The organism is Pseudomonas yamanorum, assembly GCF_900105735.1.
GTDB classification, from domain to species: Bacteria; Pseudomonadota; Gammaproteobacteria; order Pseudomonadales; family Pseudomonadaceae; genus Aquipseudomonas; species Aquipseudomonas yamanorum.
The window spans coordinates 2,683,781-2,697,689 of the sequence record NZ_LT629793.1 but is presented as its reverse complement, the minus strand read 5'-3'; the positions used below and the strand labels follow the sequence as shown (position 1 = coordinate 2,697,689).

The 13,909-nt window shown below is 62.3% G+C and carries 12 protein-coding genes and 2 pseudogenes; 9 read left to right on the top strand and 5 right to left on the bottom strand.

Features of this window, described 5'->3' with window-relative positions; all coding sequences use genetic code 11:
* Positions 1 to 16: 16 nt before the first annotated feature.
* A pseudogene (locus tag BLU46_RS33525) lies at positions 17 to 511 on the bottom strand (methyl-accepting chemotaxis protein); the annotation flags it as partial.
* Positions 512 to 2,030: 1,519 nt separating this feature from the next.
* A complete protein-coding gene (locus tag BLU46_RS12940) occupies positions 2,031 to 3,701 on the bottom strand; it encodes a response regulator (protein WP_063033322.1) in 1,671 nt (556 codons plus the stop codon).
* Between the two features lie 274 nt (positions 3,702 to 3,975).
* On the opposite strand from BLU46_RS12940, the gene BLU46_RS12935 reads away from it, so the two are divergent.
* The 5 genes from BLU46_RS12935 (at position 3,976) to BLU46_RS12915 (ending at position 9,284) form a co-directional block, all read left to right on the top strand.
* Positions 3,976 to 5,043, top strand: a complete 1,068-nt coding sequence (locus BLU46_RS12935; RefSeq protein ID WP_063033321.1) for a DUF2333 family protein — start codon at positions 3,976 to 3,978, stop codon at positions 5,041 to 5,043.
* Positions 5,044 to 5,045: 2 nt separating this feature from the next.
* Positions 5,046 to 5,582 carry an NUDIX hydrolase gene (locus BLU46_RS12930; protein ID WP_063034071.1) on the top strand — a complete coding sequence of 179 codons (537 nt, stop codon included), beginning with the start codon at positions 5,046 to 5,048 and terminating at the stop codon, positions 5,580 to 5,582.
* Positions 5,583 to 5,755: 173 nt separating this feature from the next.
* The gene (locus BLU46_RS12925; RefSeq protein WP_063033320.1) at positions 5,756 to 6,127 is read left to right on the top strand and encodes a translation initiation factor Sui1; all 372 of its coding nucleotides are present in this window, start codon (positions 5,756 to 5,758) and stop codon (positions 6,125 to 6,127) included.
* Between the two features lie 212 nt (positions 6,128 to 6,339).
* Positions 6,340 to 8,253 carry an arginine decarboxylase gene (gene speA, locus BLU46_RS12920; protein ID WP_017478431.1) on the top strand — a complete coding sequence of 638 codons (1,914 nt, stop codon included), beginning with the start codon at positions 6,340 to 6,342 and terminating at the stop codon, positions 8,251 to 8,253.
* Positions 8,254 to 8,420: 167 nt separating this feature from the next.
* Positions 8,421 to 9,284 carry an alpha/beta hydrolase gene (locus BLU46_RS12915; protein WP_093202207.1) on the top strand — a complete coding sequence of 288 codons (864 nt, stop codon included), beginning with the start codon at positions 8,421 to 8,423 and terminating at the stop codon, positions 9,282 to 9,284.
* Here the strand turns inward: BLU46_RS12915 and BLU46_RS12910 are convergent.
* From BLU46_RS12910 to BLU46_RS12900, 3 genes and pseudogenes are all read right to left on the bottom strand, one after another.
* Complete coding sequence (locus BLU46_RS12910; protein WP_093202204.1) at positions 9,268 to 10,614, bottom strand: MATE family efflux transporter; 1,347 nt, start codon at positions 10,612 to 10,614, stop codon at positions 9,268 to 9,270. The genes BLU46_RS12915 and BLU46_RS12910 overlap by 17 nt on opposite strands.
* 155 nt (positions 10,615 to 10,769) lie before the next feature.
* A pseudogene (locus BLU46_RS33205) lies at positions 10,770 to 10,952 on the bottom strand (DUF6124 family protein); the annotation flags it as partial.
* 149 nt (positions 10,953 to 11,101) lie between these two features.
* Positions 11,102 to 11,392, bottom strand: a complete 291-nt coding sequence (locus BLU46_RS12900; RefSeq protein WP_003212934.1) for a hypothetical protein — start codon at positions 11,390 to 11,392, stop codon at positions 11,102 to 11,104.
* A gap of 162 nt (positions 11,393 to 11,554) precedes the next feature.
* Here BLU46_RS12900 and BLU46_RS12895 point away from each other — a divergent pair, with 162 nt between their 5' ends.
* The 4 genes from BLU46_RS12895 to BLU46_RS12880 are packed head-to-tail and all read left to right on the top strand — an operon-like array spanning position 11,555 to position 13,839.
* On the top strand, positions 11,555 to 11,860 hold the full coding sequence (locus BLU46_RS12895; RefSeq protein ID WP_093202201.1) for a MazG-like family protein: 306 nt from the start codon (positions 11,555 to 11,557) through the stop codon (positions 11,858 to 11,860).
* Complete coding sequence (locus tag BLU46_RS12890) at positions 11,857 to 12,606, top strand: methyltransferase domain-containing protein (protein ID WP_003212930.1); 750 nt, start codon at positions 11,857 to 11,859, stop codon at positions 12,604 to 12,606. The genes BLU46_RS12895 and BLU46_RS12890 overlap by 4 nt, the downstream gene beginning before the upstream one ends.
* Positions 12,607 to 12,630: 24 nt before the next feature.
* Positions 12,631 to 13,236 (top strand): DUF4136 domain-containing protein, encoded by a 606-nt coding sequence (locus BLU46_RS12885; protein WP_063033315.1) that lies wholly within the window; start codon positions 12,631 to 12,633, stop codon positions 13,234 to 13,236.
* A 45-nt stretch (positions 13,237 to 13,281) separates the two neighbouring features.
* Positions 13,282 to 13,839: a DUF4136 domain-containing protein gene (locus BLU46_RS12880; RefSeq protein WP_003212927.1), complete on the top strand. Its 558-nt coding sequence runs from the start codon at positions 13,282 to 13,284 to the stop codon at positions 13,837 to 13,839.
* Positions 13,840 to 13,909 lie beyond the last annotated feature (70 nt).

Here is a 13,909-nt window from a genome sequence, read left to right as displayed (position 1 = left end):
AAGACAGGAGAGCCGGTTAGACGCGGAATGCCTGCACGGCGGTATTGAGTTGCCCGCCAAGTACCAACAAGTGCTCTCCCTGGCGGCGTCCCTGGCCAATTCGCAGCAAGTTGTCCTCACCCAGCTGGTGAATCCGCTCACTGTTATCGCGGATTTCGCTCACGGCACCACTCTGCTGGGCGGTGACATCGGCAATCCGCACCGCAGTGTCGGAGATGGTCTGGATTGCCCCGACGATTTCATCCAGTGCACCATCAGCCGCCTGGGCCTGCTCGGCGGTGGCTTCGGCGTGTTCGACCTGGGCGCGCATGCCCTCCACCGACTGCCGGGCGGCGGTTTGCAGGCCGGCGATCAGGTGCTGGATTTCGGCGGTGGCGCCGGCGGTGCGTTGGGCCAGGGAGCGCACTTCATCGGCTACCACGGCGAACCCGCGCCCGGCCTCACCGGCCCGGGCGGCTTCGATGGCGGCGTTCAGCGCCAGCAAGTTGGTCTGGTCGGCAATTGAGCGAATCACCGTGAGTACGCCGCCGATGGTTGCGGATTCCTCGGCGAGTTTCTCGATCATCTGCGCATTTATCTGCACTTCGCCGACCAAGGCGTGCAACCCGGTCAGGCTCAGGCCGATCACCCGTTGGCCCTGTTCCACGGCTTGGCCTGCACTGCGGCTGGCCTGGGCGGCCTGGCTGGCGTCGCCGGCAACCTGCTGGATCGTGGCTTCCAGTTCGCCCAGGGAATCGCGAATCTGCGCGGTGTCACCGGCCTGGCGCTCGGCACCGTCGTGCATGCCGCTGCTCAATTCGGCCAGGGCGCTGCTGCTGCCGGCCACTTGCTCGGCGTTGCCGCGGATGGTGCCCACCAAGTCCACCAGATAAGCACGCAGGCGATTCAGGGACTCTTCGATATCGTGCAGTTCGCGGTTGGTCTTGCCCAAGGCAATGTGTTGGCTGAAGTCGCCTTCGGCCCAGGTGGACAAGGCGGGCGCCAGGTTGGTCAGCACCCGCGCCAGGCGTCGCTGCAAGGTGTCGATCAACAGCGCGATCAGCAAAATCAGGCCGATCATGACGCCTTGCATCAGCCGCACTTCACCCTGGATCTGCGCATGCTGGGCCCGCACCACCGGCCCCAGCCCGGCAATGGCTTGCTGCACCGCGTTGATTTTCAGGTGGGTGCTACTGGCCAGTTCGGTGCGTTGCTGGATTTGTTCGCGGGTGCGTTTCAGCTCGGCGGGGTAGCGAGTCAGCAGGCTGTTGAGTTCGCGCTTGAGGTCGACGCCGGTGTCTTGGGCCACGGCTTTTTCAGTGTTTTCCAGGCCCATCATGGCCGAGAAATCGTCGGTACTGGACTCGCTGCTGGCGGTCACCCCCAGTAATGGCAGTTGCCCCAGCAGGTCAGCCTGGCTGCGGATATTGCTGACTTCGCGCTCCACATCGTCAGCCAGTTCGCTGCGCCCGCTGCTTACCAGCTTGTCTCGGGCCAGGGAGAGTTTGGCCAGGTGCTGGGACGCCGCGAGCAACGGCGGCAGATAACGCGCCGCGTCGGGGGAGGTGACACCGCTGGCGTACTGATTCATTTGCTCCAGATTGGCGCCGAGCTCGCGTTCGGCTTGCAGCAGCAAGGCCTGCGGGTCGCCCGCCAGCTTGCCGGCGGCCAGCAGGTCGGTCTTGCTGAAGTTATCCAGGTCTTCCAGGCTGGGGCGCAGGTTTTGCGCCAGGTCTGCGGGTAACTCATCCAGATGCTGCAACAGGTTTTCCAGGCTCTGGCTGGCGCTGCTCAGGCGCAGGGCGTCGCCGCTGGCCAGGTAATCGTCGATATTGCGCGCGGCCTGGTTTTGAAAGGTCTGCGACAGGCCGAGGTAGCGCTCCATCAACAGATAGGGCCGCTCCAGGGCGCGTTGCGACCACCAGAGCGTCGCGCCCAGAGCCAGGCAAACGGCGACCAGAAGGAGGGTGTTCAGATTCGTCAGCAGCTTCAGGCGCATGCGTGGTTTCAACCGACAGCAGAAGTAAGTGCCTGAAGTTATTGCGTTTCTATTACAGAGTTATGACGGATTCGGTGGATTCCGGTGAAAAGGTGGCACTTTGCTTTGATGCGCGCGCCGACATCACCCGGTTACGCCCCGCATCCTTGGCGCGGTACAGCGCCTCGTCGGCCTGGGCCGCCATCATCAGGCTGTCGGAGCCATCACACAGTTCCACCACGCCGGCGCTGAAGGTGCACCACAAATCCTGGGGCTGGGCGGGGTAGTGAATCTCGGCAAAGCGCCCACGGATTTCGTCGAGCACTTTGCAGGCGGCGTCGAGATCGGTGTCGGGCATCACGATGGCAAATTCTTCACCGCCGTAACGGCCTATATAGTCGGTCTTGCGCAGGCGCTGCTTGAGAAACAGCGCGAGGCTTTTGATCACCCGGTCGCCCATGGGGTGGCCGTGGCTGTCGTTGACCCGCTTGAAGTGGTCGATGTCGAGCATCGCAAAGCTCAGTGGCTTGCTCTCGCGGCGTGCGCGGAAGCTGCAGTCTTCGAGCAATTGCAGGATGTGCGTATGGTTGTACAGCCCGGTGAGGCTGTCGCGCACCATCCGCGCCTTGAGGTTGCGCGCCCGCGCCGCACGGTTGCGTACGGTGGTAATCAGGTGCCGCGGCTTGATCGGCTTGGTGAGGAAGTCGTCGCCGCCTTCGCTCATGGCGTCCAGTTGCTTGTCCAGGTCGTCTTCGGCCGAGAGGTAGATGATCGGCACGCTGACGTAGCGGTCGTTGTGGCGGATCACCTTGGCCAGTTCGGTACCGGTGCAGGCCGGCATATACATGTCGAGGATGATCAGGTCGGGCTGGAAATCCGCCAGCTCGGCCATGGCCTGGATCGGTTCGATCAGCGTGCGGGTGACGATGCCGGCGCTGTTGAGCAGGCGCTCGGTGTGCATCGCCTGGGCCCGCGAGTCGTCGATAATCAGCACTTTATAAGGTTCGTACTGGGCGACGCAGGTCAGTACTTCGATTTTTTCCAGCAGGCTCGACGCCTCCAGGGTTCCGGTGAGGAACTCCTGGCCGCCGGCGCGCACGGCGGCCAGGCGGGTGGGGGTGTCGGTTTCGTGCAGGCTGAAAAACAGCAGCGGCAGTTTTTGCTCCAGGCCTTCCTGGGCTTCGGCGGCGAGTTTCAAGCCCAGGCCGGTGCCGCAGAAATCCACATCCATGACGATGGCTGCCGGCAATCGCTCGGCCATCGATGAGCGAAATGCTGCCACGCTGTCGAGGGACTGGGCACTCAAGCCGAAAAACTCCAACTGCTTGGCCAGGCGCTCGGCGCGGTCGTGGTCGGCCAGCATCACGTAGATCGGCTTGCGCATCGGCGGCAGGAGGGTTTGTTCCAAGTGGTCGCCCTGGCGCAGGCCGGTACGGGACAGGCGCTGCATCAGGCGATTGAGTTCGGTGATCAGGTGGCTGCTCAGGCGGCCGCGGTTGTCGTCCACCGCCTTGAGTGAAGCGTTGATCTGGTGCGCCAGTTGGCCGTGCTCCGGCTGCTCGAAGCGTTCGGCAAAACGCAGCAGGCGCAGGTTGGCCTCGCCGAGTTCGGTCAAGTCGGCGGTCGACCATTCGCTGCGTTGCAGGCGCTGCCAGATCTCAAGAATTTGACGTGCCTGATGAATTACCCGCTGGGCAAAATGGTGCTTGAGACGCTCACGGCTGGGGTCTTCTGGCTCGGTCATATCCTGACTACTAGTTAGGCTGCATGCTGAGGTCGAACTGATGGCTCTATGCTAGCACCTCTTTTCCGTTGCACGAGTGTCATACGTCAATTAACTGCAAGGTCGCAGAGATTCATTTATCGACCATGCAGTCGCGCGGGCGTAAACAGCGTGCATCCTTTATAGTCGAACCGCGTACTCGCGCCACCCTGGCTAAAAGCGCCGCACTGCTCGGCACGATGGGGCAGGGTTGTGGTCGTAGCTATTGAACTCAAGTGATTGAAAGGATATCGCCATGCTGGACTGGAAAAACCGCGCAGGCAGTGCAAAGGGCCCGGCCCCTGAAACCAAGTCGGCCCCCCGCAGCTATTTCCGTAACCTGCTGATGAGCCGCGCGTTGCTCTCGCTGGTTGCGTTGTACCTGTTGGTCACCGGTGCCCTGGGTTGGTACTGGAGCGAAGAGCCTGCGTTGTTCCCGGTCCAGCAGAATGCGCAAATTGCCGCCGAGAAGGATGGCAAGCAGATGGTGGTGGGCTTTACCACCGTCGAAACCCTCAAGACCGTGGTAGGCACCCTGCTGAACAAGCCGGGTGGCTACATTTCCAACGACCGTTTCCCACCGGGCCTGTGGATGGACAACATGCCGAGCTGGGAATACGGCGTGCTGGTGCAGGTACGTGACTTGACCCGTGCCTTGCGCAAAGACTTCGCCCGTTCCCAGTCGCAGTCGGCGGAAGACGCGGACCTGGCCAAGGCCGAGCCGCGCTTCAACTTCGACAACAAGAGCTGGGTGCTGCCGTCCAGCGAGTCGGAATACCAGGAAGGCATCAATTCCCTGAGCCGCTACGAAGCGCGTTTGTCTGACCCGAATCAGCGCGGCGCGCTGTTCTATGCCCGTGCCGACAACCTGAACAACTGGCTGGGTGATGTGGCGACCCGTTTGGGTTCGCTGTCGCAACGGCTGTCGGCCAGTGTGGGTCGGGTCAAGCTCAACACCGCGCTGAAAACCGAAGCGCTGGCGCCGGGTGAAGTGCCGCAGGTCGATGAAGAAGTGGTGGAAACCCCATGGATGCAGATCGACAACGTGTTCTACGAAGCCCGCGGCCAGGCCTGGGCCCTGTCCCACCTGCTGCGCGCCATCGAAGTAGACTTCGCTGATGTGCTGGCCAAGAAGAACGCCACCGTCAGCGTGCGCCAGATCATTCGTGAGCTGGAAGCTTCGCAGGAACCCGTGTGGAGCCCGATGATTCTCAACGGCAGTGGTTTTGGCATCCTGGCCAACCATTCGCTGGTGATGGCCAACTATATTTCCCGGGCCAACGCTGCAGTGATCGACTTGCGTCAGCTCCTGAACCAGGGTTGATGATGGACGCTTCCACCAGGGAGGCTGCGCACCGCGCCGCCTCCGACGCCGAACTGATTGCCTGGGTCGACGAGCAGGACAACCTGCTCGGCAGCCTGGTGCGCTCCGACCTGCGCCAGCGCGGGCTAATCGGGCGCTGCACCTTTATCTTCCTGTTCAACTCTGCCGGTGAGCTGTGTGTGCACCGGCGCACCCTGAGCAAAGCCATGTACCCGGGGTTCTGGGACACGGCGGCGGGCGGAATGGTGGCGGCCCACGAGTCCTACGCCGAATCGGCGGCCCGTGAGCTGGAAGAGGAACTGGGTGTCAGCGGCGTCGAACTGACCGCCCACGATCACTTCTACTTCGAAGACGGCGACAGCCGGCTCTGGTGCACCTCGTTCTCGGCTGTATGGGACGGGCCCCTGCGAATCCAGCCGGAAGAAGTCATGGAGGCGCGCTTTCTGCCCCTGGCGACGGTGCTGGAGGAGGCCGAGCAAAAGCCCTATTGCCCGGATGCCCAGGAAGGCTTGCGTCGTTATTTGGCCCTGCGTCGCTAAAGTTGCATAAATTGGCGCCATTTGGCTCTTAGCAAGGGGCCTTTTTGCCGTTACACTGCGCGACTTTTCAGGCTGAACCGCTCTCGCGGTTCAGTAGCGCTGCCCCTGCCTGAGTGGGGCTTCGCGGTCGATGATCCCATCGATCAGTCTTTGTCCTCCCAAGAGGATTGCCGGTGGCCAAAAAAGCCGCATCCTTCGCCGCCCTTGGTGGCCTGGTATTTTCCACCGACGCAGGTCGACACTGCCCGGACTGTCGCCAGCCCGTGGACGCGTGTACCTGCAAAACAACCCTGATTCCCGAAGGCGATGGTATTGCCCGCGTCCGTCGCGAGAGCAAGGGCCGTGGCGGCAAGACGGTGACCACCATCACCGGCGTGCCCCTGGCCGAAGATGCCCTGAAGGAGTTGGCCACGATGCTGAAAAAGCGCTGTGGCACGGGTGGTGCCTTGAAAGACGGCATCATCGAGATTCAGGGCGACCACGTCGAGTTGCTGTTGGCCGAGCTGATCAAGCTGGGTTACAAGGCGAAGAAATCCGGCGGTTAGCAGCTTCTGTGAAAACCACCCCGATGACCCGCTTGCTGAACGCGAACTGTCGTCTCCATGGTTTTCACAGAGCCTGTTCCTGACCGGTGTCTAAACTCTGTCCTGCAAGTGGGGTCTACCCCTCTCACAGGCAAATCGTCATTTTCATTCTTTAGACTGCGCCAGCCTCTGATCAGGCCGGTGCACTTCGACTTCATTTATAGGGGACTTCGATGTCCGTACGACGCACACGCAAAGACGATGGCAGCCAATGGACAGTTGCGGACAGCCGCAGTGTTTACGGGATTCGCCATTGGGGGGCCGGGTATTTCGCGATCAATGATGCCGGTCGCGTTGAAGTCCGTCCGAACGGCCCGAACAGCACGCCTGTCGACCTGTACGAGCAAGTAGACGAGCTGCGCAAAAGCGGCCTGTCCCTGCCGTTGCTGGTGCGCTTCCCCGACATCCTGCAAGACCGCGTGCGCCAGCTGACCGGTGCCTTCGACTCCAATATCGAGCGCCTGGAATACCAGAGCCAATACACCGCGCTGTACCCGATCAAGGTGAACCAGCAGGAAGCGGTGATCGAGAACATCATCGCCACCCAGGACGTGTCCATTGGCCTGGAAGCCGGCTCCAAGCCTGAGCTGCTGGCCGTGCTGGCCCTGGCCCCGAAAGGCGGCACCATCGTCTGCAACGGTTACAAAGACCGTGAGTTCATTCGCCTCGCGCTGATGGGCCAGAAGCTCGGCCACAACGTATTCATCGTGATCGAGAAAGAATCCGAAGTCGGCCTGGTGATCGAAGAAGCCGCCAACCTCAAGGTCAAGCCTCAGGTGGGCCTGCGGGTGCGCCTGTCGTCCCTGGCGTCGAGTAAGTGGGCAGACACCGGTGGCGAGAAATCCAAATTCGGTCTGTCGGCGGCGCAACTGCTGTCGGTGGTCGAGCGCTTCCGCGCGGCGGGCCTGGACCAGGGCATCCGCCTGCTGCACTTCCACATGGGTTCGCAGATCGCCAACCTGGCCGACTACCAGCACGGGTTCAAGGAAGCCATTCGTTACTACGGCGAACTGCGCAACCTCGGCCTGCCGGTGGACCACATCGACGTGGGCGGCGGCCTGGGAGTGGACTATGACGGTACCCACTCGCGTAATGCCAGCTCCATCAACTACGACATGGACGACTACGCCGGCGTGGTCGTGGGCATGCTCAAGGAATTCTGCGACGCGCAAAGCCTGCCGCATCCGCACATTTTCTCCGAGAGCGGCCGTTCCCTGACCGCCCACCACGCCATGCTGGTGGTGCAAGTCACCGACGTCGAGAAACACAACGACGACGTGCCGCTGATCGAGAACAAGGAAAGCCTGCCGGAAACCGTGCAATGGCTGGTGGACCTGCTGGGCCCGACCGACATTGAAATGGTCACCGAAACCTACTGGCGCGCCACTCACTACATGAGCGACGTGGCCACCCAGTACGCCGACGGCAAGATCACCCTGGCAGAAAAAGCCCTGGCCGAGCAGTGCTACTTCGCCGTCTGCCGCCGCCTGCACGACTCGTTGAAAGCCCGCCAGCGTTCCCACCGCCAGGTGCTGGACGAACTCAACGACAAGCTGGCCGACAAGTACATCTGCAATTTCTCGGTATTCCAGAGCCTGCCGGACACCTGGGCCATCGGCCAGGTGCTGCCGATCCTGCCGCTGCATCGCCTCGACGAAGAGCCGCTGCGCCGTGCGGTGCTGCAGGACCTGACCTGCGACTCCGACGGCAAGATCAAGCAGTACGTCGACGAGCAAAGCATCGAGACCAGCCTGCCGGTGCACGCCGTGAAAGAAGGTGAGGACTACCTGCTGGGGATCTTCCTGGTGGGTGCCTACCAGGAAATCCTTGGCGACATGCACAACCTGTTCGGTGACACCGACTCGGTGAACATCTACCAGCGCGAAGACGGTTCGGTGTACAGCGCCGGGATCGAGACCCACGACACCATCGAAGACATGCTGCGCTACGTGCATTTGTCGCCGGAGGAGTTGATGACTCACTACCGTGACAAGTGCGCCAGCGCGAAGATCACGGCGGCGGAGCGGACTCAGTTCCTGGATGCGTTGCGTCTTGGTTTGACGCGTTCGTCGTACCTGTCCTCGTAAGTACACCGACTTCAAGGTAGACCCGGCTCTAATGTGGGAGCCGGGCTTGCCCGCGATGACGGAGTATCAGGCAGCCAATGGGCTAGCTGACCCACCGCCATCGCAGGCAAGCCAGCTCCCACCTTTGATCAGCGTTTTGGCAGTACCCTCCTTATAGGGCCTGAACGATGTCGGGCAAACTCCTGCAAGTGTTCACCCTGGCCATCGCGACGCTGCTCGCAGCCTGCTCCCCGATCAAAGTGCTCAACGCACTCACCCCCACCAGCACCTTCACCAAAACATCTTCCATCGCCTACGGCGACGACCCCCGCCAGAAACTCGATATCTACCGCCCCGTCACCGCCTTGCCCGACGCGCCCGTCGTGGTGTTTTTCTATGGCGGCAGCTGGAACAGCGGCTCAAAGGATGACTACGGTTTCGTCGGCGAAGCCCTGGCTTCGCGCGGCATCGTGGTGGTGATCGCCGACTACCGGCTTTACCCACAAGTGCGCTACCCACTGTTTTTGCAGGACGGCGCCCAAGCAGTTGCGTGGGCGCATCAGCACAGTGCCGATTACGGTGGCGATCCCCGCAAGCTGTATGTGATGGGCCACAGTTCCGGTGCGTACAACGCGGCAATGCTGGCGCTGGACCCACAGTGGTTGGCCGGGGTCGGCCTGTCGCCGTCAGTCTTCAAGGGATGGATCGGCCTCGCCGGGCCGTATGATTTCCTGCCGATTGAAAACCGCGAGGTGCGCCCGGTGTTCTTCTTCCCGGATTCGCCACCCGATTCCCAACCCATCAACCACGTCAGCCATGACGCGCCGCCGAGCCTGTTGATTGCCTCGGTGGACGACAACCTGGTCAACCCCACGCGTAATACCGGCGGGTTGGCGAACAAGCTGCGGGCGGCGGGCGTGCCGGTGGAGGCGTTCTACTTCACCAAGACCAGCCACGCGACATTGGTGGCCTCGATCTCCCGGCCGCTGCGCTGGCTGGCGCCCGTGTTGGACCGGGTCACGGCGTTTATCAAGTTCACGCCGGGCCAGTGAGCCAGCGGTCCTGTTTGTTCAGGCGCCAGGCAATCGCCCACAGCGTCAGGCTGCGCAGGGCCATGAACAGCAGGAAGGTTATCCACAGGCCGTGATTGCCCAGGCCCTGCAAGGCCCAGGCGAAGGGCAGCACAATCACCACCGTCAGCAGCATGCCGTTGCGCATTTCCCGGGCGCGGGTGGCGCCGATGAACAGGCCGTCCAGCAGGTAGCTCCACACCGCAATCAGCGGCAACACGGCGAGGTAGGGCAAGTAGATATCGGCGGTTTCGCGCACGCTCGGGATGTCGGTTTGCATGGCGATAAACAGGTGGCCGAACACGGCGAACAGGATCGCGAAACCGACGCTGGCCAGCAGCGACCAACCACAGGCCACCACCAGCGAGCGGCGCAAGGCGTGGCGGTCGTGGGCGCCGATGGCGTGGCCGCATAACGCCTCCACAGCATGGGCCAGTCCGTCCAGGGCATGAGCCGTCAGCAACAAACCATTCAGCAGCAGCGCGTTCGCCGCCACCGTGGCATCACCCAAGCGAGCGCCTTGCACGGTAATCATGAAAAACACCGATTGCAGGGCCAGGCTGCGGATGAAGATATCGCGGTTCACCGCCAGCAGCGGGCGCCAGCTTTGCCATAGTTTGAGCGCGGCCCAGGCGATATGGCCGGGGTAGGCCCGCAGGGCTTTTTGGGTGAGGGCCAGGCCAAGGAGGGCGCCGGTCCATTCGGCGATCACCGAGGCCCGGGCCGAGCCGACCACGCCCCAGTCCAGGCCCAGCACGAACCACAGGTTGAGGGCGATGTTGACGAGGTTGGTGGTCAGCAGAATCGCCAGCGGTGCGCGGGCGTTCTGAGTGCCGAGGAACCAACCCACCAGCGCGTAGCTGGCCAGGGCGGCCGGCAGGCCGAAGAGGCGGGTGTGGAAGAATTCGCGGGTCAGTTGGTTCAGTTCGGGCGAGGGCTGCATCCAGTCCAGCACCAGGCCGCTTAACGGAATGCCGATACTGCCGAGCAACATCGCCAGGCCCAGCGCCAGCAGTAGTCCTTGCAACAGAATCTGCCGCAGTGCGGCCCCATCACCGCGCCCGGCGGCCTGGGCGGCAAACCCGGTGGAGCCCATACGCAGGAAGCCCATGGCCCAGGCGAGGAAGGTGTACAGGCTGGCCCCGACGGCCACGGCACCGAGTTGATGGGCGTGGGGCAGGTGGCCGATGACCATGCTGTCTACCAGCGCTACCAGCGGCACGGAAATGTTCGACAGGATCATCGGCGCGGCGAGGGCCCACACGCGGCGGTGGGTGGGGCGGTCGCGCCAGTCGGTTAGCAGGGAAGTCATGCGGGCTCCTTTGGGGAGCGGTAGTGTAACTGGCTGCACGCTCATCTGTTGCCTGGGCGATCGCTATCGCGGGCAAGCCCGGCTCCCACACTTGGAATGCATTCCCCTGTGGGAGCTGGCTTGCCTGCGATAGCGATCACCCAGGCAATGAAGGCTTAAGTTTTACGCGGGTGCAGGCATTCGATTGAGCGGTCGACGGTGGTCTTGGCAATTTCCAGCAGATGCCAAACCGCCAGGATCTTCGCCCGCTGTGGACTCTCCAGCAGCTCGCTGCAATCAAGCGCAGTCGCCGAGGCGCTGCTCAGCAGGCTGGCGGTGTAGAGCAGGGAATCTTCGAATTGCGCTCACTAATTCCGGGCGACTAAACCCGATCACTGATAGGCAGTGAAGGAGCGAAGACTAGCCACCGGTCCGGGCAGGCACAAGGCTGAAAGATTGTCTCGGAAACGTCCCTCAAATTAAAGGGATTTGCCTTGCTCGCCCTTTATTAATGCACCACCCAACTGAGCACCCAGAGCCCGAGCATCAACCAGATAATCCCCATGATGATTGAAGCCCGCATAAACGCGCGCACCGCCGAGTACAGCAGCATCAAGCCGATAATCAGCATGAGGATGCTGATGATCGAGGTGTCCATCCCTAAGGATCTGGACAGCCCGTCGACAAAGTCGCCGCCCGCGTGGGACAGGGTGTTGAACAGCCCGCTGAACAACTCGACGATAAAGTGGATGATCTGGCCGATCTTGAGACCCAGCCATCCGAAAAAATCTGTTTGCATGTGTGTGTCCTGATAAGACGGTGGGCGTAGCTGCCGAACCTGAGCCTTTGTTCGTTATTGGCCCAAGCTAGTTCCCTTCTAGCATAGAGGTTTACGGGCCGCAGGGATTCACTTGCCTTCGCGCGGCTTGCGCCCGAAGCTATACACCTTCAGGAGCCCCCCATGAATCTCGACCACCTCACCGAACGCCTGCACCGCATCCGCGATACCAACGACTGGAAGCAATTCCACAGCCCCAAGAACCTGGCGATGGCCGCCAGCGTTGAAATGGCCGAGCTGGTGGAGATATTCCAGTGGCTGAGCGAAGACCAGTCGCGCCAGTTGCCCGTCGACAAACTCGCCCATGCCGGCCAGGAAGTGGGCGACGTTGTGCTGTACCTGCTGCTGTTGTGCAGCGAATTGGGGTTGGACATGGATCAGGTGGTACAGGCCAAACTGGCCGACAGCGAACGGCGGTTTGCCAAATGAGTGACCGTCATTTCGACCAGCTTGCCACCCGTTTCGCCGAGAAGATCTACGGCGGCGCCAAGGGCGCGATTCGCCTGGCGGTGCTCCAGGCCGACCTGATTGAAGCGCTGCCGGATCGTCCGCTGCGGGTACTGGATATCGGTGCCGGCCTGGGCCATATGTCACTGTGGCTGGCCGAGCGCGGCCACGACGTGACCCTGGCGGAACCCGCTGAGCCGATGCTCGAAGGCGCCCGCCAGCGTTTCGCCGAAGCCGGGCAGACCGCCACCTTCATTCAGGCACCCTGGCAAGACCTGCTCGGCCAGCTCACCGAACCCTACGACCTGGTGCTGTGCCACGCCGTGCTGGAATGGCTGGCCGAACCCCACGCGATCCTGCCGGTGTTGCACCAGTTGACCGCACCCGGTGGCTGGCTGTCCCTGGCCTTCTACAATCGCGATGCGTTGATTTACCGCAACCTGCTCAAAGGCCACTTCCGCAAAATGCGCAAGAACGACATGGCCGGTGAAAAGCAGAGCCTCACGCCGCAGCAACCCCTGGACCCACGGGAGTTGGCGACGCAACTAGAGGGCCTGTGGCAGGTCGAAACCCAAAGTGGCGTGCGGGTGTTCCACGACTATATGCCGGTGGAATTCCAGGCCCGCGCCGAGTTGCTGGATTTGTTGGAGATGGAGCTCGCACATCGTCGTCACCCAAGCTTTGCCGGACTTGGGCGTTATTTGCACTGGATCTGCCGTCCGGTTTAAGCGGCCCAGTCTGCGGAGGTCGAAATGAAGCGCTGTCTTGGACTGATCCTGCTGGGCCTGGGCCTGGCGGGTTGCCAAAGCCCCAACCCGTATGTGGCGGCATCCGCCCCGATGCCGCCGGCCCCTGCCCAGGCGGCCAACACCTTTGATGCCAGCGCCTACCCTGCGCCGGTGCGCGACTATGGCGCCTATCGCAGTTGGGCCTGGCTCAACAACCAACTGCCGGCGGGTTCGGCCTGGGCCGATTCGGCGCAGATCGCCGAGGCCGTCAGCGGCGCCCTCGACCAGCGCGGCCTGCGCCCTTTGCATGACAACCGCGCCCCCGACCTGCTGGTGAGCGCCGATGTGCGCCTGGAAAAGCGCCTGCGCCAGGTTCAGGACGACTATGGCTACGGTTACGGCGGCTATAACCGCTACGGCAACGGCTACGGCATGTACAACAGCGTGCCGGTGGTACGCACCTATGAAGTGACAGTGGCGGTGGCGCGCATCAGCTTGTTCGACGCGCGTACCCGCCAGCCGGTCTGGAGCACCAGCGCCGAAACCACGAGCCAGGGCAGCCTCAGCGAACGCGCCGATTCCCTGCGTGAGGCGATGCAAAAGGCAATGACTGCCTACCCACCCAGTTAGCAGCTATTCTCATCTCAGGCCCGGATCGTCTTTTGGAGAACAACCATGCTTCGTCGTATTGCTGCACTTGCTGTTGTTGTGTTGCTGGGCGGTTGCCAGACCAGCCAGGTCAACCATGATTTCGACGCCAGCCGGGACTTTGGCGCGTACCGCAGTTGGAGTTGGAAAGAACCCGCGCTGCAATACCGCCCGGATGACCCGCGGATCAAGAGTGACCTCACCGAACAGCGCATCCGCCAGGCCGTGGGCGAGCAACTCGACCAGCGTGGCCTGCGCCCTGCGGCGCCGGGTACTAAGGCTGACCTGAATGTGCAGACCTACCTGATCGTCGAAGACCGCCAGCAACAAGTCACCACCAACTACGGCGGCGCCTGGGGTGGCCCGTGGAATGGTTATTGGGGCGCGCCGATGTATAACGAAACCCGCAACATTACCTACAAGGTCGCCACCATCCAGATCGACTTGCTCGACGGCAAGGACGGCAAACTGGTGTGGCGTGGCAGCGATGAGCAAATCCTCGCCAGTTCGCCCGAGCCACAGGACCGCAGCGCCGCTATTCGTGCCACGGTGACCAAGGTGCTGTCCAACTACCCGCCTCATTAATTGCTTGATCAGCCCTCCGCCAGTCGCCGATCTATGGCGACTGGCCTGCAGCCCCCGCCGCTCTTGACTA